Annotated in this window: 25 protein-coding genes; 20 read left to right on the forward strand and 5 right to left on the reverse strand. The window is 66.1% G+C overall.

Annotated features, from left to right (window positions below):
* Positions 1-77 precede the first annotated feature (77 nt).
* The 15 genes from secY to DTQ71_RS13140 all read left to right on the forward strand — a co-directional run bounded on the left by secY (position 78) and on the right by DTQ71_RS13140 (position 13,704).
* On the forward strand, positions 78-1,433 hold the full coding sequence (gene secY / locus DTQ71_RS13070; RefSeq protein WP_109564727.1) for a preprotein translocase subunit SecY: 1,356 nt from the start codon (positions 78-80) through the stop codon (positions 1,431-1,433).
* The gene (locus DTQ71_RS13075; protein WP_109564728.1) at positions 1,430-2,005 is read left to right on the forward strand and encodes an adenylate kinase; all 576 of its coding nucleotides are present in this window, start codon (positions 1,430-1,432) and stop codon (positions 2,003-2,005) included. Before secY ends, DTQ71_RS13075 begins: the two co-directional genes overlap by 4 nt.
* 213 nt (positions 2,006-2,218) lie before the next feature.
* Entirely contained in the window at positions 2,219-2,587 is a 369-nt protein-coding gene (rpsM, locus tag DTQ71_RS13080; protein ID WP_109564729.1) for a 30S ribosomal protein S13, read from the forward strand.
* A gap of 11 nt (positions 2,588-2,598) precedes the next feature.
* On the forward strand, positions 2,599-2,994 hold the full coding sequence (rpsK, locus tag DTQ71_RS13085; protein WP_109564730.1) for a 30S ribosomal protein S11: 396 nt from the start codon (positions 2,599-2,601) through the stop codon (positions 2,992-2,994).
* A gap of 120 nt (positions 2,995-3,114) precedes the next feature.
* Positions 3,115-4,131: a DNA-directed RNA polymerase subunit alpha gene (locus DTQ71_RS13090; protein ID WP_109564828.1), complete on the forward strand. Its 1,017-nt coding sequence runs from the start codon at positions 3,115-3,117 to the stop codon at positions 4,129-4,131.
* Positions 4,132-4,323: 192 nt separating this feature from the next.
* A complete protein-coding gene (gene rplQ / locus DTQ71_RS13095; protein WP_109564731.1) occupies positions 4,324-4,740 on the forward strand; it encodes a 50S ribosomal protein L17 in 417 nt (138 codons plus the stop codon).
* 106 nt (positions 4,741-4,846) lie between these two features.
* Positions 4,847-6,163: a replication-associated recombination protein A gene (locus DTQ71_RS13100; protein WP_109564732.1), complete on the forward strand. Its 1,317-nt coding sequence runs from the start codon at positions 4,847-4,849 to the stop codon at positions 6,161-6,163.
* Between the two features lie 32 nt (positions 6,164-6,195).
* Complete coding sequence (gene crcB / locus DTQ71_RS13105; protein ID WP_109564733.1) at positions 6,196-6,558, forward strand: fluoride efflux transporter CrcB; 363 nt, start codon at positions 6,196-6,198, stop codon at positions 6,556-6,558.
* Positions 6,555-7,598 carry an RluA family pseudouridine synthase gene (locus DTQ71_RS13110; RefSeq protein ID WP_109564734.1) on the forward strand — a complete coding sequence of 348 codons (1,044 nt, stop codon included), beginning with the start codon at positions 6,555-6,557 and terminating at the stop codon, positions 7,596-7,598. Before crcB ends, DTQ71_RS13110 begins: the two co-directional genes overlap by 4 nt.
* Complete coding sequence (locus DTQ71_RS13115) at positions 7,591-8,253, forward strand: HAD-IA family hydrolase (protein WP_245947501.1); 663 nt, start codon at positions 7,591-7,593, stop codon at positions 8,251-8,253. Before DTQ71_RS13110 ends, DTQ71_RS13115 begins: the two co-directional genes overlap by 8 nt.
* The gene (locus tag DTQ71_RS13120; RefSeq protein WP_109564736.1) at positions 8,250-8,963 is read left to right on the forward strand and encodes an ATP12 family chaperone protein; all 714 of its coding nucleotides are present in this window, start codon (positions 8,250-8,252) and stop codon (positions 8,961-8,963) included. The genes DTQ71_RS13115 and DTQ71_RS13120 overlap by 4 nt, the downstream gene beginning before the upstream one ends.
* 225 nt (positions 8,964-9,188) lie before the next feature.
* The gene (locus tag DTQ71_RS13125) at positions 9,189-10,217 is read left to right on the forward strand and encodes an amino acid ABC transporter substrate-binding protein (protein WP_109564737.1); all 1,029 of its coding nucleotides are present in this window, start codon (positions 9,189-9,191) and stop codon (positions 10,215-10,217) included.
* A gap of 153 nt (positions 10,218-10,370) precedes the next feature.
* Positions 10,371-11,600 (forward strand): amino acid ABC transporter permease, encoded by a 1,230-nt coding sequence (locus DTQ71_RS13130; protein ID WP_109564738.1) that lies wholly within the window; start codon positions 10,371-10,373, stop codon positions 11,598-11,600.
* Position 11,601: 1 nt separating this feature from the next.
* On the forward strand, positions 11,602-12,900 hold the full coding sequence (locus DTQ71_RS13135) for an amino acid ABC transporter permease (protein ID WP_109564739.1): 1,299 nt from the start codon (positions 11,602-11,604) through the stop codon (positions 12,898-12,900).
* Between the two features lie 12 nt (positions 12,901-12,912).
* Positions 12,913-13,704: an amino acid ABC transporter ATP-binding protein gene (locus tag DTQ71_RS13140; protein WP_109564740.1), complete on the forward strand. Its 792-nt coding sequence runs from the start codon at positions 12,913-12,915 to the stop codon at positions 13,702-13,704.
* Positions 13,705-13,958: 254 nt separating this feature from the next.
* On the opposite strand, the gene DTQ71_RS13145 is transcribed toward DTQ71_RS13140, so the two are convergent.
* Together DTQ71_RS13145 and phaZ are read right to left on the reverse strand one after the other, a co-directional pair.
* A complete protein-coding gene (locus tag DTQ71_RS13145) occupies positions 13,959-14,534 on the reverse strand; it encodes a DUF6151 family protein (protein WP_109564741.1) in 576 nt (191 codons plus the stop codon).
* Between the two features lie 3 nt (positions 14,535-14,537).
* Positions 14,538-15,857, reverse strand: coding sequence for a polyhydroxyalkanoate depolymerase (gene phaZ / locus DTQ71_RS13150; protein ID WP_109564742.1), 1,320 nt, complete (start codon positions 15,855-15,857; stop codon positions 14,538-14,540).
* 130 nt (positions 15,858-15,987) lie between these two features.
* Here phaZ and DTQ71_RS13155 point away from each other — a divergent pair, with 130 nt between their 5' ends.
* Together DTQ71_RS13155 and DTQ71_RS13160 are read left to right on the forward strand one after the other, a co-directional pair.
* Positions 15,988-17,820: a PHA/PHB synthase family protein gene (locus tag DTQ71_RS13155; protein WP_109564743.1), complete on the forward strand. Its 1,833-nt coding sequence runs from the start codon at positions 15,988-15,990 to the stop codon at positions 17,818-17,820.
* Between the two features lie 273 nt (positions 17,821-18,093).
* Positions 18,094-18,543 carry a Phasin gene (locus DTQ71_RS13160; protein ID WP_109564744.1) on the forward strand — a complete coding sequence of 150 codons (450 nt, stop codon included), beginning with the start codon at positions 18,094-18,096 and terminating at the stop codon, positions 18,541-18,543.
* 101 nt (positions 18,544-18,644) lie between these two features.
* Here the strand turns inward: DTQ71_RS13160 and DTQ71_RS13165 are convergent, their stop codons facing one another.
* On the reverse strand, positions 18,645-19,187 hold the full coding sequence (locus DTQ71_RS13165) for a VPLPA-CTERM sorting domain-containing protein (protein WP_109564745.1): 543 nt from the start codon (positions 19,185-19,187) through the stop codon (positions 18,645-18,647).
* Between the two features lie 150 nt (positions 19,188-19,337).
* Here DTQ71_RS13165 and phaR point away from each other — a divergent pair, with 150 nt between their 5' ends.
* Both phaR and DTQ71_RS13175 read left to right on the forward strand, forming a co-directional pair.
* Positions 19,338-19,898, forward strand: a complete 561-nt coding sequence (gene phaR / locus DTQ71_RS13170; RefSeq protein ID WP_109564746.1) for a polyhydroxyalkanoate synthesis repressor PhaR — start codon at positions 19,338-19,340, stop codon at positions 19,896-19,898.
* Positions 19,899-20,115: 217 nt separating this feature from the next.
* The gene (locus DTQ71_RS13175) at positions 20,116-20,736 is read left to right on the forward strand and encodes a sulfotransferase family protein (protein ID WP_109564747.1); all 621 of its coding nucleotides are present in this window, start codon (positions 20,116-20,118) and stop codon (positions 20,734-20,736) included.
* A gap of 329 nt (positions 20,737-21,065) precedes the next feature.
* Here DTQ71_RS13175 and DTQ71_RS13180 read toward each other — a convergent pair whose 3' ends face one another.
* Positions 21,066-22,310 carry an ABC transporter substrate-binding protein gene (locus tag DTQ71_RS13180; RefSeq protein ID WP_109564748.1) on the reverse strand — a complete coding sequence of 415 codons (1,245 nt, stop codon included), beginning with the start codon at positions 22,308-22,310 and terminating at the stop codon, positions 21,066-21,068.
* Between the two features lie 59 nt (positions 22,311-22,369).
* Positions 22,370-23,737 (reverse strand): aminotransferase, encoded by a 1,368-nt coding sequence (locus DTQ71_RS13185; protein ID WP_109564749.1) that lies wholly within the window; start codon positions 23,735-23,737, stop codon positions 22,370-22,372.
* A 310-nt stretch (positions 23,738-24,047) separates the two neighbouring features.
* Between DTQ71_RS13185 and otnK the strand changes: the two genes are divergently transcribed.
* Positions 24,048-25,313, forward strand: coding sequence for a 3-oxo-tetronate kinase (gene otnK, locus DTQ71_RS13190; RefSeq protein WP_211317137.1), 1,266 nt, complete (start codon positions 24,048-24,050; stop codon positions 25,311-25,313).
* Positions 25,314-25,320: the final 7 nt, after the last annotated feature.

Raw genomic sequence — 25,320 nt, forward strand, 5'->3', positions numbered from 1 at the left:
CGACCTTAGGTTTCCGGAACGCCGCCCGCGGGAGCCCGCCGGGCGGCGTTTGCATCAGACGAACGAGAGGGGCCCTTATGGCTTCAGCCGCAGAGCAGATGGCCGCCAACATGAGCTGGGGCGCGTTCGGCAAAGCCAAGGAGCTTCGCCAGCGCATCCTGTTCACGATCGGCCTGCTGATCATCTACCGCTTCGGCACCTACATCCCGGTCCCCGGCATCGACGCCAACGCGCTGCGCGACTTCGTCGAGCAGGCTTCGGCGGGCCTGGGCGGCGTGCTCAACATGTTCACGGGCGGCGCGATCGGCCGGATGGGCGTCTTCGCCCTGGGAATCATGCCCTACATCTCGGCCAGCATCATCGTGCAGCTGATGACGGCCATGGTACCCAAGCTCGAACAGCTGAAGAAAGAGGGCGAGCAGGGCCGCAAGAAGATCAACCAGTATACGCGCTACGGCACCGTGGCGCTGGCGACGCTGCAAGGCTACGGTCTGGCCGTCTCGCTGGAGGCTGGCGGTCTCGCGCACGATCCGGGCATGTTCTTCCGCGCGGCCTGCGTCATCACCCTGGTCGGCGGCACCATGTTCCTGATGTGGCTGGGTGAGCAGATCACCGCGCGCGGCATCGGCAATGGCATCTCGCTCATCATCTTCGTCGGCATCGTGGCCGAGCTTCCTGCCGCGCTCGCGCAATTCTTCGAGCAGGGCCGCACCGGCGCGCTGAACACCGCCGCGATCCTCGGCGTGGTGGCGATGCTGCTGGGCACTCTGGTCTTCGTGGTCTTCATGGAGCGGTCGCTCCGCAAGATTCACATCCAGTATCCACGCCGTCAGGTGGGGATGAAGGTCTATGACGGCGGCTCCAGCCACCTGCCGGTCAAGGTGAACCCGGCTGGCGTCATCCCGGCGATCTTCGCCTCGTCGCTGCTGCTGCTGCCGACGACAATCAGCACCTTCTCGGGCCAGCAGACCGGCCCGATCATGTCGACGCTGCTGGCCTATTTCGGCCCCGGTCAGCCGCTCTACCTGCTGTTCTTCGCGGGCATGATCGTCTTCTTCACCTACTTCTACACGTTCAACGTCTCCTTTAAGCCGGACGACGTGGCCGACAATCTGAAGAACCAGAACGGCTTCATTCCCGGCATCCGGCCGGGCAAGCGGACCGCCGAGTATCTGGAATACGTGGTCAACCGCATCCTGGTGCTGGGCGCCGGTTATCTGGCGCTGGTCTGCCTCATCCCTGAGATGGTGCGCAGCCAGCTGGCGATCACGGCTTATTTCGGTGGCACATCGATCCTGATCATCGTGTCGGTCGGGATGGATACGATCCAGCAGGTGCAGTCTCATCTGCTGGCCCATCAATACGAAGGGCTGATCGAGAAGAGCCAATTGCGCGGGAAGCGCGGGCGAAAGAAGGGGACGGCCAGACGATGAATATCATTCTGCTGGGGCCGCCGGGCGCGGGGAAAGGAACCCAGGCGCGGCGGCTCGTGGAGGAGCGCGGGATGATCCAGCTCTCGACCGGGGACATGCTGCGGGAGGCGCGGTCGTCGGGAACGGAGATGGGCCAGAAGGTCGCGTCCATCATGGATGCCGGTGGTCTTGTCACCGATGAGGTCGTGATCGGCCTGATTTCGGAGAAGCTGGATGCCGGCGGCGGCAACGGCTTCATCTTCGACGGGTTCCCGCGGACGCTGGGCCAGGCGGATGCGCTGGCGGAGCTGCTGGCCGCCAAGGGCCAGACCCTCGACGCGGTGATCGAGCTTCGGGTCGACGACGACATCCTGGTGGATCGTATCGTGGGCCGCGCCCGCGACGCCGCCGCCGCCGGCGAGCCGGTGCGCGCAGACGATAACGCCGAAAGCCTGAAAGTGCGGTTGATGGAGTACTACAAGAAGACGTCTCCCTTGATCGGCTACTATCACGCCAAGGGCCAGCTCCGTTCGATCGACGGTCTGGGCGAGATCGAGGACGTGGCGAAGACCATCTCCGGGCTGCTGGGCTGACCGCATCCGGGGCGCGCGCCCGCGGTCGTCAAGAAAAGCCTTGACAGGCGTGCCGCTGGGCCTTGACCATCATGCGCCCTCCGAATAGATCGCAATCTCCGCCGGGAATCGTGTGTTCCCGGTGGTGTCATTTTGGCCCGGCGCATGCGGCGCGGGGCGTTGTGAAAAAAGGTTCTGGAGCTACGGAACCGCAACACGAAGAAGGAACAGCCATTGGCTCGTATCGCTGGCGTCAACATCCCATCCGGGAAGCGCGTTCCCATCGCGCTCACCTACATCACCGGCATCGGTCCTGCGAAGGCCCGTGAGATCATCGACGCAGTCGGTATCGACGCGGCGCGCCGCGTGAACGAGCTGTCGGATGCCGAAGTCCTCTCGATCCGCGAATTCATCGACGCGAACGTCACCGTCGAGGGCGACCTGCGCCGTGAGACGCAGATGAACATCAAGCGTCTGATGGATCTGGGCTGCTATCGCGGCCTGCGTCACCGCCGCAACCTGCCGGTCCGTGGTCAGCGCACCCACACCAACGCCCGCACGCGCAAAGGCCCCGCGAAGGCCATCGCCGGCAAGAAGAAGTGAGGGACTGACCCATGGCTCGTGATACCCGCCGCGGCGCTCCCCGCCGCAAGGAACGCAAGAACATCGCCGCCGGCGTTGCGCATGTGAACTCCTCGTTCAACAACACCAAGATCCTGATCTCCGACGTGCAGGGCAACGCGATCTCCTGGTCGTCCGCCGGCACGATGGGCTTCAAGGGCTCGCGCAAGTCGACGCCCTATGCCGCGCAGATGGCCGCCGAAGACGCGGGCCGGAAGGCGCAGGAGCATGGGATGAAGACGCTCGAGGTCGAGGTTCAGGGCCCCGGTGGCGGCCGCGAAAGCGCGCTGCGTGCGCTGGCCGCCGTGGGGCTGCAGATCACCGCGATCCGCGACGTGACCCCGATTGCTCATAACGGTGTCCGCCCGCCGAAGCGCCGCCGGGTCTGATCCGGACCGATTGACCTTATCGACGGGGCCGCGCCGCGCGGCCCCGCCGCGCCGTTTGAAAACCTCGGGTGTCCGCGCCGCCCGCCCCAGGCGACGGACGAGAATGGAGGGATGGGACGCATGATTCATAAAAACTGGCAAGAGCTTATCAAGCCGCAGCAGCTGGATGTCCGCCCGGGCAACAACCCGGCCCGCCAGGCCACGGTGGTCGCCGAACCGCTGGAGCGGGGCTTCGGTCTCACCCTCGGCAACGCGCTGCGCCGCGTGCTGATGTCGTCCCTCCAGGGGGCTGCCATCACCTCGGTCCAGATCGATAACGTCCTGCACGAGTTCAGCAGCGTGTCCGGCGTCCGCGAGGACGTCACCGACATCGTGCTGAACCTCAAGGGCGTCTCGATCAAGATGGAGGTCGAGGGCCCCAAGCGCTTGTCGATCTCGGCCAAGGGCCCGATGGTCGTCACCGCCGGGGACATCTCGGAGTCGAACGGCATCGAGGTGCTCAACCGCGATCACGTGATCTGTCACCTCGACGACGGCGCCGACCTCTACATGGAACTGACGGTCAATACCGGCAAAGGCTATGTCTCGGCCGACAAGAACAAGCCCGAGGACGCGCCCATCGGCCTGATCCCGATCGACGCGATCTATTCGCCGGTCAAGCGCGTCTCCTACGAGGTCACGCCGACCCGCGAGGGCCAGGTTCTGGATTATGACAAGCTGACGCTAAAGCTGGAGACGGACGGCTCGCTGGCCCCGGACGACGCGGTCGCCTACGCGGCCCGCATCCTCCAGGACCAGTTGCAGATCTTCGTCAACTTCGACGAGCCCGAGGCCGCGCGCGAGGCGGGCGCCGAGGACGATCTGGAGTTCAACCCGCTTCTCCTGAAGAAGGTCGATGAACTGGAACTGTCGGTCCGCTCGGCCAACTGCCTGAAGAACGACAACATCGTCTATATCGGCGACCTGATCCAGAAGACCGAAGCCGAGATGCTCCGCACCCCGAACTTCGGTCGCAAGTCGCTGAACGAGATCAAGGAAGTGCTGTCCGGCATGGGCCTGCATCTCGGGATGGACATCGTCGATTGGCCGCCCGAGAACATCGAGGACCTGGCCAAGAAGTTCGAGGACAACTTTTGAGTTGTCCTCGACCCCGGACCTGATCCGGGGTCTCGCGCGGCCGGGTGGACCACTCGGCCGACGCACACCAAGCCTCGCGAGGTCCCGGGTCGAGCCCGGGATGCCGCCGGCGATACCTGCGCAATCCCGCGCCAATAAGGAGGGGTCCGCAACGCACGGATCCCAGACAAAGCATAAAACTGGAGACATCCCATGCGCCACGCCCGCGGATACCGCCGCCTCAACCGCACCCATGAGCACCGCAAGTCGCTCTGGAAAAACATGGCCGCCTCGCTGATCGAGCATGAGCAGATCAAGACGACGCTGCCCAAGGCGAAAGAGCTTCGCCCCATCGTCGAGAAGATGGTCACCCTCGCCAAGCGCGGCGACCTGCATGCCCGCCGTCTGCTGGCCTCGCGCCTGCATGACGAGGCTGCCGTCTCGAAGCTGATCGACGTGCTGGCCCCCCGCTATGCCGACCGTCAGGGCGGATATGTCCGCGTGCTGAAGGCGGGCTTCCGCTATGGCGACATGGCGCCGATGGCCTTCATCGAATTCGTCGACCGCGATGTCGACGCCAAGGGCGCCGCCGACCGCGCCCGCGAAGAGGCCGAAGCCGCGGCCGAGTGACCGCGCAGACCTGACCCGTCAGTGGGCCCTGCCGGAGACGGTGGGGCCCGTTTCGTTTGGGCCTCCGCATCTTTCGCGACGGGCTTGCCCCCACTATATCTGGTGTATGGCCGATCTCTTCTCCACCAGCGACCCGGCGCCCGAGCCGGGGCGCGCGCCCGCCGGGCCGCTCGCGGACCGGCTCCGTCCCGCTGCGCTGAACGCGGTGGTGGGGCAAGGGCATCTGCTCGGGCCGGAGGGCTCGCTGACGGCGATGCTGTCAGGGGCGCTGCCTTCGCTGATCCTCTGGGGGCCGCCCGGCGTCGGCAAGACGACCATCGCGCGGTTGCTCGCCGACCATGTCGGGCTGCATTTCGTGCAGATCAGCGCGATCTTCACCGGCGTGGCCGACCTCCGGAAAGTCTTCGAGACCGCGCGTAACCGCCGTGCCAACGGGCGGGGCACGCTGCTCTTCGTCGACGAGATCCATCGTTTCAACAAAGCGCAGCAGGACGGCTTCTTGCCGCATATGGAGGACGGGACGATCACCCTGGTGGGGGCGACGACCGAGAACCCCTCCTTCGAGCTCAACGCCGCTCTGATGTCCCGCGCGCAGGTGCTGGTGCTGCACCGCCTGACGTTGAAGGACATGGAGCTGCTGACCCAGCGCGCCGAGCGGGAGTTGGGCGCGAAGCTGCCGCTCGACGGGCCCGCCCGCGAGGCGTTGCAGGAAATGGCGGATGGGGATGGGCGCGCGCTCTTGAACTTGGTGGAGCAGGTCGCGGCCTGGGGCGCCAAGGGGCTGATCGATGTCGAGACGCTGTCGAAGCGGCTCCAGAAGCGGGCCGCGCAATACGACAAGTCGGGCGACGCGCATTACAACCTCATCTCCGCGCTGCATAAATCCGTGCGCGGCAGCGACCCGGACGCGGCGCTCTACTGGCTGGCCCGGATGCTGAAGGGCGGCGAGGATCCGCGGTACCTTGCGCGCCGCATCACCCGCATGGCGGTGGAGGATATCGGTCTGGCCGACCCGCAGGCGCAGGGGCTGTGTCTTCAGGCCTGGGAGACCTATGAGCGGCTGGGCTCGCCCGAGGGGGAACTCGCCCTGGCCAATGTGGTGGTCTATCTCGCGCTCGCGCCGAAATCGAACGCCGCCTATGCCGCCTTCAAGGCTGCGATGAAGGGCGCCGCGCAGGCCGGGTCGGAGCAGCCGCCCAAACATATCCTCAATGCGCCGACGCAGCTGATGAAGGATCAGGGCTACGCGGCGGGCTATGCTTACGATCACGATCAGGCGGACGGGTTCTCGGGTCAGAACTACTTCCCCGATGGCATGAAGCGGCCCGTCTACTACGTCCCCGTGGAACGCGGCTTCGAGCGGGAGCTGGGCCGCCGGCTGGATTGGTTCGTCGAGCAGCGGGCCAAGCGGGCCAAAGGTTGACACCGGGCCGCGCCGGGACGACATGCCCGCCCATGACATCCGTTCTTTCCGTGGCCCTGGGCGGGGCGCTGGGCGCTTCGCTCCGCTTCCTTCTCGTCAGCGCGCTGATGCGTGACGGGTTTCCCGTCGCGATCCTGTTCTGCAACGTCTTGGGATCGTTTCTGATGGGCCTGCTTGTCGTCCTATTGGGGCATCACGGCTTGCCGCAATTGCAACCCTTCCTGCTGGCGGGCGTGCTGGGTGGCTTCACGACCTTTTCGGCCTTCTCGCTAGAGACGCTGGCCCTGATCGAGCAGGGCGCGTTGGGGCAGGCCTTTCTCTATGTCGCGGCGTCGGTTCTGCTGTCGCTGCTGGCGCTGACCGCGGGCCTTTGGCTCGCCCGGAGTTTCGCATGAGTGGAGTGCAGACCGTGACCGTCGCCGCGGGCGAGGGGGAGCAGCGGCTGGACCGCTGGCTCAAGCGCCGGTTCCCGCAACTCAGCCAGGGGCAAATCGAGAAGATGGCCCGCAAGGGCGAGTTGCGGCTGGATGGCGGGCGCGTGAAGGCCAATACGCGGGTCGAGGAGGGCCAGCAGGTCCGCGTGCCGCCCCTTCCGGAGGAGCGTGGGCCGGCCGCGCCGAAGCGGGTCAAGACGCCCAAGGCGGATGCGGAGATGATCCGCGCCTGTGTGATTTATCGCGACGAGCACATCCTGGCGCTGAACAAGCCGCCGGGCCTCGCCTCGCAGGGCGGCAGCGGTCAGACGCGCCATGTCGACGGGATGGGCGACGCGCTGCGCTTCGACGCCGATGAGCAGCCGCGCCTTGTCCACCGGCTGGACCGCGACACCTCGGGCGTGATGCTGATGGCGCGCAACCGGCTGACCGCCGCCAAGCTCAGCGAAGCCTTCCAGAGCCGCGACACCCGCAAGATCTACTGGGCGGCCATCGCGGGCGTGCCCAAGCTCAAGCGCGGGACGATCCGGTTCGGGCTGGTCAAGGCCGGGGGCGGCGGCGATGGCGGCGAGAAGATGCGCGCCATCCATCCCGACGAGGTCGGGCAGGTGAAGGGCGCGAAGAACGCGACCTCCGATTACGCGATCCTTGACAGCCTGGGGACGCGGGCGGCCTGGGCCGCGCTGGTTCCGGTGACGGGGCGGACGCATCAGCTGCGTGTGCATATGGCCGAGATCGGGCATCCGATCGTGGGCGACGGGAAATATGGCGGATCGGGGCAGGAAAATCTGGGCGACGGCTGGGGCGCGCAGCTCGGCGGCGAGATCAGCCGCAAGCTGCATCTGCACGCCCGTTCGCTGACGCTCACCCACCCGATCACCGGGGCGCGGCTGCACCTGACCGCGCCTCTGCCGCCGCATATGCAGGCAACCTGGGACATGATGGGCTGGCGCGCCGAGGATGTGCCGGTCGACCCCTTTGCGGAGGATGACGATGCGTGATGCGCTGGCGATCTTCGATGTGGATGGAACCCTGATCGACAGCGGCGGTATCGTCGTCGACACGCTGACCGCCGCCTTCGAGGAGGCGGGCGCGTCCCCGCCCGCGCCGGACGCGATCCGGCGGGGGATCGGTCTGTCGCTCTCGCAGATGATCGCCACCCTCGCCGACGATCTCCCCGAGTCCGTGTTCGCCGAGATCGTCGCCGGCTATCGGCTGCGCTTCGCCGCGGCGATGGAGCAGGGCGGCGAGCCGCCGCTTTATCCGGGCGTCGAGGCAGGGCTGGCGCGGTTGGCCCAAGCGGGGCTGCCGCTGGGGATCGCAACGGGCAAGTCGCAGCGCGGGCTGGACCGGCTGATCGAGGCCAAGGGCTGGCAGGCAATGTTCGCGAGCCTGCAATGCGCCGACCACCACCCTTCCAAGCCGCACCCGTCGATGATCCGCCGCGCGCTACTGGAGACGGCGACCGAGGACGGGCGCGCGGTGATGATCGGCGATTCGATCTACGACATGGAGATGGCCCGCGCCGCCGAGGTCCACGCCATCGGTGTAGCCTGGGGCTACCATTCGGCGGAGGCCCTGAGCCGTGCAGGCGCGCAGACGGTATTCGACGATTTCGATGGGTTGGTAGACCACCTGCTGGAGAGGTTCGCATGACCGAATGGAAGGCGAAGCGTTTTTGGAAGGAGGCGCGGGTCGCGCCCGTCGAGGACGGCTATGCGGTGCAGCTCGACGGACGGCCGGTGCGCTCGCCGCTGAAGACTCTGGTCGCGATGCCGAGCCGCGCCCTGGCCGAAGGCGTGGCCCAGGAATGGCAGGCGCAGGAGGATGTGATCGCCCCGCTGACCATGCCCTTGACCCGGGCCGTGAACGCAACGCTCGACAAGGTGATGACCCAGCAGGAGGAGGTCGCCGCTCATCTCGCGGAATATGGCGAGAGCGATCTGCTCTGCTACCGCGCCGCCGGACCCGATGGGCTGGTCGCGCGCCAGCAGGAGGCGTGGGACCCGGTCCTGGACTGGCTGGACCGGACCCATGGGGCGCGGCTGGCCGTCACCCAGGGCGTGATCCCCGTGCCACAGGCCGCGAATGCCGTCACGGCGATGCAGGCCCGCGTCGGGGCGCTGTCGCCCTGGGAGCTGACCGCGTTGAGCGAGTTCGTCACCTTGTCCGGCAGTCTCGTCCTGGGACTGGCCGTCATCGAGGATCACCTCGCGGCCGACGGCGCCTGGGATCTGTCGCGCATCGACGAGGATTGGCAGATCGCCCAATGGGGCGAGGACGAGGAAGAGGCGGCGCGCATCGCCCATAAGCGCAGCGCTTTCCTCCAGGCGCGCACCTATCTGGACCTCTTTCGCGCCGGCTGAGTCCGGACGCGCCGCCGGATCGGGCAAGGACGCCAGAGATGCGCCTGTGTCGCAGGCGTCTGCCCAGTTTTCCGGCATCTCCCCTTGACCTTCCGGAGGTCGCTGGCCAGTTTCGGCGGCAGTGAGGGGAGTGAACATCCTCACGTAAAACCGGCCGTGACCGCGAATGCGGGGCGGCCACGTGTGGGTTCGGCCTGCGCGAAACATCAGGAAGAGGTTTACTCAATGAACAAATCCGTACTTCTCGGCGCGCTTGCCGCGACGGTCGGCACGGCTGGCATCGCCTATGCCCAGGGCAGCACGACCCTGGCTGCGGTGCAGGAGCGTGGCTCGCTGAATTGCGGCGTCACAACCGGCGTTCCCGGCTTTGCGGAGCCCGATGGCGACGGCGTGTGGCAGGGCTTCGACGTGGCCGTGTGCCGTGCCGTGGCCGCGGCGGTTCTGGGCGACCCGACTGCTGTCACCTTCGTTCCCACCACCGGCAAGACGCGCTTCACCGCGCTCGCCTCGGGCGAGATCGACATGCTGGCCCGGAACACGACCTGGACCTTCTCGCGCGACACCGACCTCAAGTTCGACTTCGTCGGCGTGAACTACTACGACGGTCAGGGCTTCATGGTCCCCGCCGATCTGGGCGTCTCCTCGGCGACCGAGCTCGACGGCGCGACGGTCTGCATCCAGACCGGCACCACGACCGAGCTGAACCTGGCGGATTACTTCCGCGTCAACGGCATGTCCTATGAGCCCGTTCCGATCGAGACCGGCGCCGAGGCCGTGCAGCAGTATCTCGCCGGCGCCTGCGACGTCTACACCACCGACCGCTCGGCCCTGGCCGCGCAGCGTGCGGGCTTCGAGACCCCTGGCGATCACGTGATCCTGCCCGAGGTCGTCTCTAAGGAGCCGCTGGGCCCGCTGGTCCGTCACGGCGACAGCGAGTGGGGCGACATCGTCCGCTGGACGCTGAACGCGCTGATTTCGGCCGAAGAGCTGGGCGTGACCCAGAGCAATGTCGAAGAGATGGCCGCTGCTCCGGGTGACAACCCCGAGATCAACCGGATGCTCGGCACCGAGGGTGAGCTGGGCGCGATGGTCGGTTTGTCGGCCGACGCGTTCAAGAACGCCATCGCCGCCGTGGGCAACTACGGTGAGGTGTTCGACCAGAACATCGGCGAATCGACCGCGATCGGTCTCGCCCGTGGCCTGAACGCACAATACTACGACGGTGGCCTGATCTACTCGCCGCCGTTCCGTTAAGCAAATCTGGGGGGGCGCGGGCCGAAAGGTCCGCGCCCCTTCCAATTAACGACACGAATCATAAGCCCATGGGCGGAGCCGGGGTATCCTCCCCGGGGGCGACAGACGGCGAAGCCGCGGCGCCTTGGAACCCAGGGGACACGGGGAAAGAACATGACGACAGCAGCCGATCCGCCGAGCGCGGAGGGATTCCGCCTTGGGCAGCTCATCAACGACACGCGATACCGGTCCTATACGTTCCAGGCCATCGCGCTGCTCGCGCTGATCTTCGGCTTCAGTTGGCTGGCCTATAACGCGTCGCAGAACGAGCAGCTCCAGGCCAACGGCTTCAGCTACGACTTCCTGTTCGCGCCCGCGGGCTATGACATCAACCAGCAGCCCATCCCCTACACGTCCCAGGACACCCATCTGCGGGCCACGGTGATCGGGGCGATCAACACGATCATCGTCGCCTTTCTGGCCTGCGTCACCGCGACGATCTTCGGTGTGATCGCGGGTGTGCTGCGCCTGTCGAACAACTGGATCATCTCCAAGCTGATGGCGATCTATGTGGAGATGTTCCGCAACATCCCCGTTCTCATCTGGATCATCATCATCTTTACCGTGGCGGCGAACACCTTCCCGCCGATCTCCGAATTCCGAATACCGCGCGACGGCTCCGACCCGGAGCGGACGCTTCTCTTCGGCATGTTCGCGGCGACGAACCAGGGCGTGTTCGTTCCGCGTCTCGTCTTCGAAGGGCTCGGCTGGCTGGTCGCGGTGACTTTCCTTGCCTCGATCGCGGGCGTTTTCGGCTGGCGCGCCCATGCTCGCAACAAGCTCTATTCCGAGGGCACGGTCGTGCCGGTGCTCTGGCCGTCCCTGGCGATCCTCTTCGTGCCGACCATCGTGGTCTACTTCGTCCTCGGCATGCCGGTCTCGCTGGAGAGCCCCGAGATGGGTCGCTTCCGCTTCGAGGGCGGGTTCCTGCTGCGGCCGTCGCTGATCGCGCTGTGGTTCGCGCTGTCGATCTATACCGGCGCCTTTATCGCCGAGAACGTCCGCGCGGGCATCCTGGCCATCTCCAAGGGCCAGACCGAGGCGGCCGCCGCGCTGGGTCTGCGCCCGGGCCGGATCATGTCGCTGGTGGTGCTGCCGCAGGCGCTGCGGGTCATCATCCCGCCGCTGATCTCGCAATACCTCAACATCACCAAGAACACCTCGCTGGCCATTGCCGTGGGCTACATGGACCTGACCGGAACGCTGGGCGGCATCACGCTGAACCAGACGGGGCGGGCGCTGGAATGCATCCTGCTCTTGATGCTGTTCTATCTGACGTTCTCGCTGGCGATCTCGGCCATCATGAACGTCTACAACAACTCCGTTAAGCTGAAGGAGCGGTGACATGAGCGACGCACCCGCACATTCCGTCGCCTTCGTCCGCAAGACCGAGATTCCGGCCAAGGCCCCGCCGGTCGCGGAGACCGGAGTGCTGAAATGGATCAAGGAGAACCTGTTCTCCGGACCCTTCAACACGATCATGACGATCCTCGGGCTGCTGGTGATCTACTACCTGCTGTCCGGCCTGATCCCCTGGATCGTGAACGGCACCTGGGAAGGCGCCGACATCCGCGAATGCCGGGAGATCCTGCAAGGCTCGGGCGGGGGCTGCTTCGCGGTCATCTCCGACCGCTGGCCGCAGCTTCTGTTCGGGTTCCAGTATCCCGACTATCTGCGCTGGCGCCCGACCCTGGCCTTCCTGCTGCTGTTCCTGGCGGTGCCGCCGGCGCTCTTTGTGATGTTCCTGCCGCGCTGGACGCTGATCGCCACGGCGATCTACCCGTTCGTGGCCTATTGGCTGATCTGGGGCGGGACGATCCTGGCGCCGCTGATGTCCGCGGTCGCGCTGATCGGCGGCTACATGGTGTTCAAGACCGTGGAAAAGGGTGGATTCGTGAAGGGCCTCGCGGCGGGCATCGTCTCGGCCTTCCTGATCCTCTGGATCGGCGGCTTCATCAGCACGGCCGGGGCGAACGTCCTGGCGCTGGAGCCGGTCGAGAGCCGGGCCATGGGGGGCTTCATGCTCAACATGATCCTGGGCACCGTCTGCGTGTCGCTGTCGATCCCGCTGGGCATCCTGCTGGCGCTGGGCCGTCAGTCCAAGCTGCCCATCGTCAAGGGCTTCTGCGTCGTCTTCATCGAGTTCATCCGCGGCGTGCCGCTGATCACGCTGCTCTTCGTGGCCAACGTGGTCCTGGCCTACTTCCTGCCGCCGCAAGCCAACTTCGACCTGATCATCCGGGTGATCATCATGATCACGATGTTCTCGGCGGCCTATATCGCCGAGGTCATCCGCGGGGGCCTCGCCGCTCTGCCCAAGGGTCAGTATGAGGCGGCGGACAGCCTGGGGCTCGACTACCCGCAGGCGATGCGGCTGATCATCCTGCCGCAGGCGCTGAAGATCTCGATCCCGGGCATCGTCAACGTCGCGGTGGGCCTGTTCAAGGATACGACGCTGGTCTCGGTCATCTCCATGTTCGACCTGGTCGGCATGATCCGGGGCCCGATCCTGTCGTCCACCGACTGGGTCGGCGTCTACTGGGAGCTCTGGGCCGCGGCCTGCATCCTGTTCTTCATCGTCTGCTACGGCATCTCGCAATATTCTCAGTGGCTGGAGAGACAGCTGCGCACCGATCATCGCTAAGGAGGGCTCACCATGGCTGCTTTGGACACCAATACCGGGGGCGACTCCTCCCAGATGAAAGTGAGCGACGAGGTCGCGATCACCATCAAGGGCATGAACAAGTGGTACGGCCAGTTCCACGTTCTGCGCGACATCGACCTGACCGTGCAGCGGGGCGAGCGGATCGTGATCTGCGGGCCCTCGGGCTCCGGCAAATCGACGCTGATCCGCTGCATCAACGCCCTGGAGGAGCATCAGGAAGGCTCGATCGTCGTCGACGGCGTGCCGCTCTCGTCGGATCTGAAGAACATCGACAAGATCCGGTCGGAGGTCGGAATGTGCTTCCAGCACTTCAACCTCTTCCCGCATCTGACGATCCTGGAGAACTGCACGCTGGCGCCGATCTGGGTGCGCAAGACGCCCAAGAAGGAAGCCGAAGAGACGGCGATGTACTTCCTGGAGAAGGTCAAGATCCCGGACCAGGCGAACAAGTATCCCGGCCAGCTCTCGGGCGGGCAGCAGCAGCGGGTCGCCATCGCGCGCTCGCTCTGCATGCGGCCGCGGATCATGCTTTTTGACGAGCCTACCTCGGCGCTCGATCCCGAGATGATCAAGGAGGTGCTGGATACGATGATCCAGCTCGCCGAAGAGGGCATGACCATGCTCTGCGTGACCCACGAGATGGGCTTCGCGCGTCAGGTCGCCAACCGCGTGATCTTCATGGATGCGGGGCAGATCGTCGAGCAGAACGAGCCGGAATCGTTCTTCCTCAATCCGCAGAACGAGCGCACCAAGCTGTTCCTGAGCCAGATCCTGGGGCACTGATCCCGGTCACCTGAACATCGGCCCCCCGGTCGTTGCGGCCGGGGGGCTGTCGCACTCCGGGTCGCCGCAGGGGGAAGGCGCGGTGGATCCGTCGCGGGAGGCACTGGCTGATAGCTTGAGCCTCAAAGCGGGTCGGATAGCCGATAGTCTTTGACGCTCCATCAGAGGCAGTCGGAGGGCGTCTGTCCCGGAGGGAGACCGCCGACAGCCCGCAAAACCACGCCGCTAGGCGTGCGGCTTGATGCGCGGTCTCGTCAGCGCGAAACCTTCATCAGGGCGGCTGCGCGTTCTTCCCGGCTAAGCACCTGGGGCGGTCTCGCCGGGGCGCCGTCCGCGTCGAAAAACGGGGTGTCCCGCCATTCGCCGTTGAGGTTCTTCGCGGCCATTCGCGTGACCATGCGGCCGACCATGCGGCCGAGCCCGCGATTTTTCGTCTTGCCGGGACCGGCCGGGATGAAGGCTTCGGCCGTCACGGGACCCAGCGCGTCGGGGTGCTCCAGCCGATCGGCATTGAGGCCGACATGCACCGCCCGCGCCTTGGTCGGCGTGTAGAAAAGCGGCGTGTCGCAGCAGGTCGCATACCAGCGCAGCGCCCCCCGCGCGGACAGGCGGAACAGGCGCAGCTTTTCGCCGCCTTGGGTGATGCGGATGCGGTCCTGGGTCGTCTGGAGGATGCCGACCTTTTCCGGGTCGGCGATCCCGAGATGGGTATAGGCCGACCGGCAATCGGTGCAGTGACAGACGATATTCGTATAGGCTGCGGGCGAGACGTCTGTGACCTCGCCCCGCAAGGTGCCGCAGCGGCAGGCGAAGCGGAGCGTCTCCGCCACGGATCAGACCGCGACGTTGGGGCCAGGCGCGTCGGTCCGGTCGTCCTCGACCACGTGCAGCTTGGCCGGGCGGGCGGAGCGCGGGCTGCCTGCGTTGGTGTTGGCGTCGATGAACTCCAGCACGAGGGGCCGGATGTTCCGCCGCCAGGAGCCGCCTGCGAAGATGCCGTAATGGCCGGCATCGGGCTCCAGATAGCTAGCTTTCTTTTCTTCGGGCAGGCCGGTCAACAGATCGAGCGCGGCCACGCATTGACCCGGGGCGGAGATGTCGTCCTTGCCGCCTTCGACCGTCTTCACGGCCACGCTGGTGATCTTGCCGATATCGACCTGATGGCCGTCTACCACGAAACGGTTCTGCGCGATCTCGAGCCCCTTGAAGATGCGCTCCACGGTCGAGAGGTAGAATTCCGCCGTCATGTCCATCACGGCGAGATATTCGTCGTAGAAGGTGTTGTGCTTGTCCTGATCAGACGCGGTGCCGCCCGCCACGGCTAGCACCTGGTTCCACATGGCTTTGCCATGGGTTTCGGCATTCATCGACATGAAGGAGCTTAGCTGGAGCAGGCCGGGATAGACCATCCGGCCGACGCCCGCATGTTGGAACCCGACCCGTTGCAGCATGGACTGCTCCAACTGGCCCATAGTCACGCGGCGGCCGAAATCGGTGACGTCGGTAGCGGCGGCGTCAGGGTCGATGGGGCCGCCGATCAGGGTCAGGGTGCGGGGCTGCGCCTCCGGCTCCCGCTCGGCCAGGAGCGCGGTGGCGGCCAGGGTCAGGGGCGCGGGCTGGCAGACGGCGATGACATTGATGTCGGGGCCCAGCGTCTTCATGAAATCGACGAGATAGAGGGTGTAATCCTCGATGTCGAACTTGCCGGCGGAGACGGGGATATCGCGCGCGTTATGCCAATCGGTGACGTAGACATCGGCGTCGGGCAGCAGCGAGACCACCGTGCTGCGCAGCAGTGTGGCGTAGTGGCCCGACATCGGCGCGACCAACAGGATGCGGCGGGCCATCGGCTCCCGCCCCTGGACGGCGAATCGGATCAGATCGCCGAACGGCTTCTCGACCACGGTTTCGACGGTCACGGGATGGTCGCGGCCATCCTCGCCCGAGATGGGGCGGATGTGCCAGTCGGGTTTGACGACCATCCGCTGAAAAGACCGCTCGGTCACCTCGCCCCAGGCGGCCATCAGTTTGAAGACCGGCAGCGGAGCCATCGCAAGGCTGGGATAGGACGCCATCGTTCGCGCCGTGGCGCCCATCCATGCGTATGTGTTTCGCGTGGCTTCCATCGTGTCGTAAGCAACCATGAAACGCATGTAGGCACCTGTCCCTGGGCGGGGTGAGGCCCATTTGGACGCCACCCGGCGTTTGTGTTTGCACCCTCAACCTGATCAGATAGGGGCAGCAGTGTTAGCAGGTGCAGCATTCTCGGGGGAAAATCAAGGAATGACCGCAGAAGACCGACCGACCGCAGCCGAAGACGGGGCCGCTCAAGAGGCGCTGACCAAGCTGAATCAGAACCTCGTCAAGATGGATGAGCTGACCAAACGGCTGGTTCAGGCCCTCTCCCAGAGGCGCAGCGCGGACCACGGTTTGCAGGGGCCGGGGCCGGAGCTCTATGCCAAGGCGATGGCGGCCTACTGGTCTGAACTCGCAAACAATCCCGGCAAGCTGATCGAGAAGCAGGTGGGCTATTGGGGCCAGGCCCTGAAGCATGCGGTCGAGGCCCAGCACGCGCTCGCCTCGGGCAAGCCGGTCGCCCCCAAGGACGAGCAGCCGAAGGACCGGCGCTTTTCCGACCCGCTCTGGACGGAGCATCCCTATTACAACTTCCTCAAGCAGCAATATCAGATCAGCGCCCAGGCGATTGCCGACACGGTGCAGGATCTCGGCGGGCTGGACCGCAACGACAAGCGGCGGGTCGAGTTCTTCAGCCAGCAGATCCTGGATCTCTTCGCGCCGACCAACTTCCTCGCCACTAACCCCGAGGCGATGACCCGCGCCGTGGAGACCGAGGGCGAGAGCCTGGTGCGGGGGCTGGAGAACCTGGTCCGCGACATCGAGGCCAATCGCGGCGACTGGCTGGTGACGCTGTCGGACCCGGACGCCTTCGAGCTGGGTGGCAATATCGCCACGACCGAAGGCTCGGTCGTCTACCGCAACCGCATGTTCGAGCTGATCCAATACGCGCCGACCACGGAAAAGGTGCAGTCGACGCCCATCGTCCTGTTCCCGCCCTGGATCAATAAGTTCTACATTCTGGACCTGAAGCCTCAGAATTCGTTGATCAAATGGATCGTCGAGCAGGGCTATACGCTCTTTGTCGTCTCCTGGGTCAATCCGGATGAGAGCTATTCGGATGTCGATCTGGCCACCTATGTCGAGGAAGGCTATCTGGAGGCGATCGCGCAGGCCAAGGCGATCTGCAACGTCAAGCAGGTCAACGCCATCGGCTATTGCATCGCGGGGACCACTCTGGCGCTGACGCTCGCGCTGATGAAGCGGCGCGGGGACAAGTCGGTGAAATCGGCCACGTTTTTTACCACGCTGGCCGATTTCGAGGATCCCGGCGAGATGGGCGTCTTCCTCGACGACGATTTCGTCCACGGGATCGAGCGGGAGAGCGCCGCCAAGGGTTATCTCGACAAGTTTTTCATGGGGCGTACCTTCAGCTATCTCCGCTCCCGCGACCTAGTCTATGGCCCTGCGATCAAATCCTACATGCTGGGCGAGGCACCTCCGGCCTTCGACCTGCTCTATTGGAACGGGGACGGCACGAACCTGCCTGGGCCGATGGTGACCGAATATCTCCGCGAGCTTTGCATGGGCAACAAGCTGGCCCAGGGCGGATTCGACCTGCTGGATGAGAAAGGGCTGACCCTGGCCGATGTGGAGGTGCCGCTCTGCGCCGTGGCCTGCGAGACCGACCATATCGCGCATTGGAAGGGCGCCTGGCAATCCGTCAAGAAGATGGGGGCCAAGGACAGAACCTTCATCCTGTCGGAGAGCGGGCATATCGCGGGCATCGTGAACCCGCCGTCCAAGGGCAAGTACGGCCATTACACCAACGACGGCAATATGGGGTTCGACACGCCGGAGGCCTGGCACGAAGCGGCGTCCTTCACGCCCGGCTCCTGGTGGCCGCGGTGGGAGGCCTGGATCAAGCCGCGCTCGGGGCGGCAGGTGAACGCACGCGCGCCCGGCGGCCCGGATCATCCGGTGCTATGCCCGGCCCCGGGCACCTATGTCCTGCCCAAGCGACCGATCGCAGCCGAGTGATGCCGCGCCGCGTCGCCCTGCGGCGGCGCGGCGTATTTCCCCTCCCTTGCCCTCTTGTGCTCGGCGGATTTTCGCCGTTCCGGCTTTGAAAATAAGGGGTTTTGCGCCTATTTTCTCAGACTGCGAAAGGCTTGTGCGACGGGGTGAAGTTTAATGCTGCAGTGCAGAAAGCCCCTTGCAATGCCGCGCTGCAGCATGTATGTCTTCTCTCAGCCGCAGAGGAAAAGCGCCGGGAGCCCGGTAGGCCCTGCGCCGAACCGAAAGGATGAAAGAATGACCAAGCAGACCGATTTCACCAAATACATGGCCGACATGATGGCGTCCTTCCCCATGGACACCACCGCCATGCAGGAAGCCTTCAAGACCCAGGCTGCCTATGCCGAGAAGCTCTCGAAGGTTGCCCTGGAGGCCGCCGAGCAGTCCGCCGAGATCTCGCACAAGTGGACCCGTGAGACCCTGACGAAGATGGCCCCCGTCGCCACCGTCAAGGACGAGCCCGCCGATTACGCCAAGTCGATGACCGACTTCGCCTCGGCCTATGCCGAAGTGTCCGCCGAGAACATGGCCGCCTTCGCCGAGATCGCCAAGAAGGTCCAGATGGACACCGTCGAGATCATGATGGCCGCCGGCAAGGAAGCCCAAGAGGACGCCACCGCCGCCGTCAAGAAAGCCACCTCCGAGGCCACCACGGCCACGAAGAAGGCCGCTTCCGCGGCGAAGTGATCCGGGTCTGATCGTCGCCTCCTCCTCTCCCCGGAGGCGGCGCGCCCGAGAGGCGGGATGCGACCGGCATCCCGCCTTTTTTTATGTCCGGGGCTGAGGCCTCAGCCCTGGCGGCGGCGCAGCGCGATCGCGCCGAGTCCGGCGAGCAGCAGCCACGCGGAAGCGGGCAACGGGACCGCGGCGATTTCGTCGTAGCTCAGGGTCACGTCGATGCCGTCCCCTTCGCCGAAGTCGTTCACTTGCGGTCCCATCACGAGGCGGACCAGAGCGGACCCGTCCGCCAAGGCAGTCGCGAGGCCGCCCGCAGAAATCGTGATGTCGAACGAGAATTGACAGTCGATGCCTCCGGACGCGCCGGGGATCAGGGTTCCGCCGTCATTCGCCGTGGAGCATTCGTATCGACCCAGCGACGTGGACGAATCGAAGAAGACGTCGAAGTATTCCAAGGTGCCGTCGAGGTCGATCCCGGGAACCGGACCGTCGCCATTGGTCGCGATCGTAAGGGTTCCAGGTCCGCCATCGGACAAGGGAAGTGCGCTGAATGCGTATTCCAGCGTATCTCCCTTGGTGGTGAGGTTGTCGGTCAATGTGATCGATACGGCCTGCGCCATGGCCGCGGACCCCAAAAGCATGGCCGTGGCCATCGCTGCGAGTTTCTAGAATTTCATAACCTATCCTAGTGGCAACGTCCGGCCCCGAACCGTCGCTTGCGGCGCGCAAGCCTGTCAAGCGGAAGCCCTTCCCGCGGCGCTGCACCTGCGATAGGATTCTCTGCACTGCAACAGGGGGGCTCCATGACCGACGATTCCAGGCCGCTGCTGATCAAACGCTACGCGAGCCGCCGCCTCTACAACACCGAGACCAGCGACTACGTCACGCTGGAGGATATTGCGGGCTTCATCCGCGCGGGCCGAGAGGTGCAGATCGTCGATCTGAAATCGGGGGACGACCTGACCCGATCCTACCTGCTCCAGATCATCGCCGAGCATGAGTCCAAGGGCGAGGCGGTGCTGCCGCTCTCGGTCCTGACCGATCTCGTCCGCTCCTATACCGGCTCCGCCCCCTCGGTCGTGCCGGACTTCCTGGCCTCCAGCTTCGAGATGCTGCGTTCCGGCCAGTCGAAGATGATGGAGAACATGACGGCGATGAATCCCATGTCCCAGATGCCCGGCGTCAAGGCCATGCAGGAGAGCCAGCAGGCCTTCTTCAAGGCGATGACTGGCGGATGGGCGGGCAACACCGCCCCGCGGGAAGAGACCACGGCGGCCGAGGCCGACGGCTCCAAGGAAGAGCTGGACGCGATCCGCAAGCAATTGGCCGACATGCAGGAAATGCTGGCCAAGATGAACAAGTAGGGCAGGGCTCTCGTCGTGCGGGCCGGGCGCGGCGGACAGGCCGCGCCCTCCGGCACGGCGCCTCCACGCACGACCGATCTCCCCGCCATGGGTCATGGGACCGGCAGGTGTGGGCGCGGTTGGCGCCGACACGTCTGCATTGCCCCGAATCATCAATCGGCGCAGGCTCACCCCACCGCCTGATCCTGCGGTATCGGGGGCTAAGGGGGAGACCGAAATGCCACTAGACATCATTGGGGCCGGTTTTGGCCGGACGGGCACGGATGCGCTGCGCCAAGCGCTGACGGAGCTGGGCTTCGGTCCGTGCCATCACATGCATGAACTTCGGGACAATCCCGAGAAGATCGGCCCATGGCACGATCATTTTTGCGGGGGCGCGCCGCTCGATCTGGAGACGCTGTTCGACGGCTACCGATCTCAGGTCGACTGGCCCGGCGCGCATCTTTGGCGCGAGTCGGCGGAGGCCTATCCGGACGCGAAGGTGATCCTGTCCGTGCGTGATCCCGAAGCCTGGTGGGCGTCCTACTCTAAGACAATCAAGGTGTTCCGCGAGACGGAGATGCCGCCCGAGGCGGCGCCGATGCGCAAGATCCAGGAATTCGTGGATGTCTTCCTCGGCGACCGCCTCGATACGAAGGAGCGCGCGATCGCCGATTTCGAAGCGCATATCGCGAAGGTGAAGGAGACGATCCCGGCCGACCGTCTTCTGGTCTATGAGCTGGGTTCGGGGTGGGAGCCGCTCTGCGCCTTCCTCGACGTTCCCGTCCCCGATCGGGACTACCCCCACACCAACGCGACGGCGGCTTTCCAGAAGCGGAACATCAATCTGGAGACCTGAAGGCGCGACGGGCTGCGCCTCGTCTTCGAGGCGCAGCGGCATGACCGTCGGTTTTCAGCCGGCAATCGGCCTTTTGCGCTGGGTGGCGCGGGTTGGGCTTGTGCCGGCCCCGCGAGGCGCTGGCCAACAGCCTGCCTTGCCCATGTCCGCAGAGCCGACGTTGTGCCCAGATTCAGGGGCCGTCCGGCTGCCAGACCGGGCACGACCGAGCCGCGATCTGGTCCGAACGGCGTTGGGCAGGCAGGGGCGAGGCCGCAACCTGGACCGGCTCAGCGGCTCGGACGCCCCGAACGGCGTGCGGCGGCAGCGAAGGCGCCGCGGGCCGCCGTTCACTGAGCCGGGACGAAGCGCTCCAACAGGACTCGGACGGGACCCCGGTCGGTCTCGTCCACGAGGCGGACGGCGACCAGATAATCTCCGGGCAGAAGGCGCAGCGCGAGGAAGCTATCGAGGCCCATGGGACCGTCATCGTTCTCGCCCATCCGGCGGCCGACGCGGTCGAAGACGGTGACGATTGGATCGACCTGCGTCCCGATCGCCTCGGTCACGAGCATCCCGCCCTGGGGCATCGTCACGCGCAGCCAGGTCGCGGTGCCCGAAGCGGTCATATCGTGGATCAGGCTGGTCTTGATCGCGCCCAGCTCGGTCACAGGGACGGAATCCGAGGGGCCGGGTGTGATCTCGGCTCGGCCGATCCGGGCAAGCCGGTCCGCCACCGGGTCGAACGCGGTCAGGGTCACCGCGATGTCGTCCACCCCGTCATTGAGATCGTCGACCTCGATGCAATAGGCGCCGGCTGGCAGCGCCTGGTTCATGTCGATGCGGCTGTTGAGGCCGTCGGCATCGTCGTTCTCGGCCAGGACGGTTCCGGTCGCGTCCAGCAGCCGGATCAGGGGGTCGCCGCCGAAGCTGGTCGCTGTGATGGTGAGGGGCACCGCCTCGGCCAAGGTGAAGGCCCGGCCCGGCACATCGGTCGAGCTGCCGCCCAGGGAGATGCCGCCCGCCAGGGCGGCGGTCGTCAGATCGGTGCCGATCTGCGCGACATTGGGGCTGCCGCAGGTGGCGCCCATGGTGGCGGGCTCCACGGGTTCTTGCGTCGGCATGGTCGGGGGGCTGGCTGCGCCGCCGGTCAGGGGGGCATGGGTTTGCAGCCCCACACGCACGGCCACGTCGGTGACGCCGCTTTCATAGCTGCGCGCGGCCACGCAATAGGTGCCAGCCGGCAGGCTGGCCTCGGCCCGAGCGGCGAAGTCGCCCCCGGAATCGTCGTCGGCGGCGACCTCCTGGCCCGCTGCGTCGTAGACCGAAAGATAGGGGTCGCCCGCCGGGATCGCCTGGGCTTCGACCCGGATGTCGGCGGGCTGCGAGAGGGTGAAGAGCCGCACCAGATGGCCCGCGATGGGCACTATTCCGGTCGCGTCCAGCGGCGCGGTCGCGGTCGCGATGTCCGATCCGGCCTCGGACCCGCCCATCCACTCGCCCACCACGCTGATGCCGCCGCATATCGGCCCATCCTGCGCCTGGGCCTGTCCGGCAAGAAGGGCGAGCGCGGTTGCGGCGAGAAGACGGTACATCGGAAACCTCCCTGGTCTTTGACCGACAGCCTAGGCGAGCCCAGGCGCCATGGGAACCGCTACGTGAGCCCGTCGAAGACCTCCTCCAACGCGGCGCCGAGCTTTTCGAACATCTCGGCCATCTGGGCTTCGGTCATGATGAAGGCCGGGCAGAGCACGACGGCCTGTCCCAGCGGACGGCAGATCAGCCCGTGATCGGTGCAGGTGTTCGCGATCCGCTCTGACACCGACAGGTCGCCGTCCCACGGCGCTTTGGTCTCCTTGTCGCGCACTGCCTCCAGCGCGCCCATCAGCCCGCGAGAGCGCGCCTCGCCGATATGCGGATGCTCGGCCAGCCGCGCGAGCCCCGCCTCGAAGCTGGGGGTCAGGGCGCGGACCCGGTCCAGCAGCTCGGTCTCGACCAGATCGATGGCGGCGAGGGCGATGGCGCAGCCGACCGGGTGGCCGGAGGCGGTGAAGCCGTGGGGGAACTCCTCGACCTCGCGGGTCGCGCGCTGCAACCTGTCTGCCAGCTCCGGCCCCAGGATCACGGCGCCCATCGGGAAATAGCCCGCCGTCAGCGCCTTGGACGAGATGATCGCGTCGGGCACGAAGTCGTAGCTCTCGCAGCCCCACATCTCGCCGGTGCGGCCCAGGCCGGTGATGACCTCATCGGCGATGACCGGGATCTTGTGGCGCCGAAGGATCGGCAGGATCGCGTCGAAATAGCCCGCGGAGGGCGGGATCACCCCGCCTGCGCCCTGGACCGGCTCGGCGAAGAAACCGGCGATGGTGTCGACGCCCTCGCGCGCGATCACCTCTTCCAGCTCCTCGGCGAGGCGCGCGGTGAACTCCGCCTCGCTCTCCCCATCGCGGCCTTCGCGCCAATAATGGGGGCAGGTCAGGTGGATGAAGCCGGGCAGGGGCAGGCCGAAAAGCGAATTATAGGGCTTGCCGGTCATCGAGGCCGTGACCGCCGTCACACCGTGATAGGCGTTGCCGCGGGTCAGGATCTTGCGCCGCTCGGGCTGGCCCTCGGCGCCGGCCAGGAACCACAGCATCTTGACCATGGTGTCGTTCGCCTCGGAGCCCGAGTTGGTATAGAATGTCTTTGCGCTCTCGAAAGGCGAGACTTGGGCGAGCTTCTCCGACAGCATCACCGTCTGGTCCGACATCCGGCCGAAGAAGGCGTGGTAGCCTGGGAAGCGGGCATATTGCTCCTGCGCGGCGCGGATCAGGCCCGGATGGTCGAAGCCCGCGATCATGTTCCAGAGCCCTGAATTGGCGTCCAGGTAGCGGCGGCCTTCGGTGTCGAAGACGTAGGGCCCCTCGCCATGGGTCAGCACTACCGTTCCGCGCGCCTCGATCGAGGGCAGGTCGGTGAAGCCGAAGAAGGAAGAGGACTTGGCGCGGGCATCCCAGGAATTGGGGTGGGTCGTGTCGGGCATCGGAGGTCTCGCGATGAAAGGTCGGCGTCAAGCTACGCCTGGAAGCGAGCGGCGTCCATCGGGCAGGACGAGTCACGCAGCGTAAGTTTAAGCTTACCGCAAAGCGCTCCGCCTCACATCGCTCGGAGGTGATGCGCTTCCGCACGCCTCCGTTTAATGATATGTTAATCAAAGATATTACAGTGGGCCCGATGGCCGCCGGACGCGACTAATCTGCATCACTCGCGGTCGAAACGACAATAGAGACTAACGCGGGCATTTTCTCGGTCCTGTGCGCTGGGCAGGGTGACCTGAGGGGAGGCTCATGGTCATGCAAGGGACATTCTTCGGCGCCATCGCCGACGATTTCACCGGAGCGACGGATTTGGCGGCGATGCTCGCGCGGGCGGGGGTTCCGGTGACGCTGCGCATCGGCGTGCCCGAGCCGCGCGCGGCCGGGGATGTGTTCGAGGTGATCGCCCTCAAGATCCGCACCGTCCCGCCCGAGGATGCCGTGGCCGAGGCGCGGGGGGCCCTGCGTTGGCTGCGGGCCAAGGGGGCGCAGCGGATCTTCTGGAAATATTGCTCGACCTTCGACTCCACGCCGCGCGGCAATATCGGCACCGTCGCCGACGCGCTGATGTCCGACCTTCAGGTCGATGCCACCATCCATTGCCCCGCCTTCCCCGAGAACGGGCGGCGCGTGTTCATGGGCAAGCTCTTCGTTGGCAACGAGCTGCTGGACGAGAGCCCGATGAAGGACCATCCACTGACGCCGATGCGCGACGCCGATCTGGCGCGCCTGCTTCGGCCGCAGGTGACCCGTCCCACCGGGCTCGTCCCGTTTCCGACGGTCAAGGCCGGTCCCGATGCGGTGCGGGACGCGCTGGCGCGGCTGTCGGGCCATGTGGTCGTCGATGCGGTGGAGGATCTCGATCTCGGGGTGATTGCCGAAGCCTGTCGCGACATGCGCCTGATCTGCGGCGGCTCGGCCATCGCGCAGCCGCTCCCGGGCCTCTGGCGCGCGGAGGGGGCGATGGAGGGCGCGGCGTTCGAGCCCTTGCCCGTGCCCCGGCCCGGGCGCGTCGTCCTGTCGGGCAGCTGCTCGGCCATGACGCGGGCGCAGGTGGGCGCCTATCTGGACGCGGGGGCGGTGGGCTACCGGCTCGACCCGCTGGAGCTGGCGCAGGGCGGTCTGGAGGCCGCGCGCACCTGGCTCGCCGCGCAGGATCCCGACGCCGACAAGATCCTGTTCGCCACCGCCCCGCCCAACGCCGTCGCCGCCGCGCAGGAGGCGCTGGGCCCGGCCCGGGCAGGCGCGCTGGTCGAGGATGCGTTGTCGCGGCTGGCGCAGGACGCGGTCGAGGCGGGCATCGGCCGGGTCGTGGTCGCGGGCGGCGAAACCTCCGGCGCCGTGATCCGCGCGCTTGGCACCGACCGTCTGCGCATCGGCCCCGAAATCGCGCCCGGCGTGCCCTGGTGCTTCACCGGCGACAAGGTGGCCGTCGCGCTGAAATCCGGCAATTTCGGCGCCGAGAGCTTCTTCGCGGATGCGTTTGAGATGCTCGATGCGGGGGGTTCCGTCGCCGCCGAGTAGCGTTACT

It is taken from the genome of Jannaschia seohaensis (genome assembly GCF_900116765.1).
Lineage (GTDB): Bacteria > Pseudomonadota > Alphaproteobacteria > Rhodobacterales > Rhodobacteraceae > Jannaschia > Jannaschia seohaensis.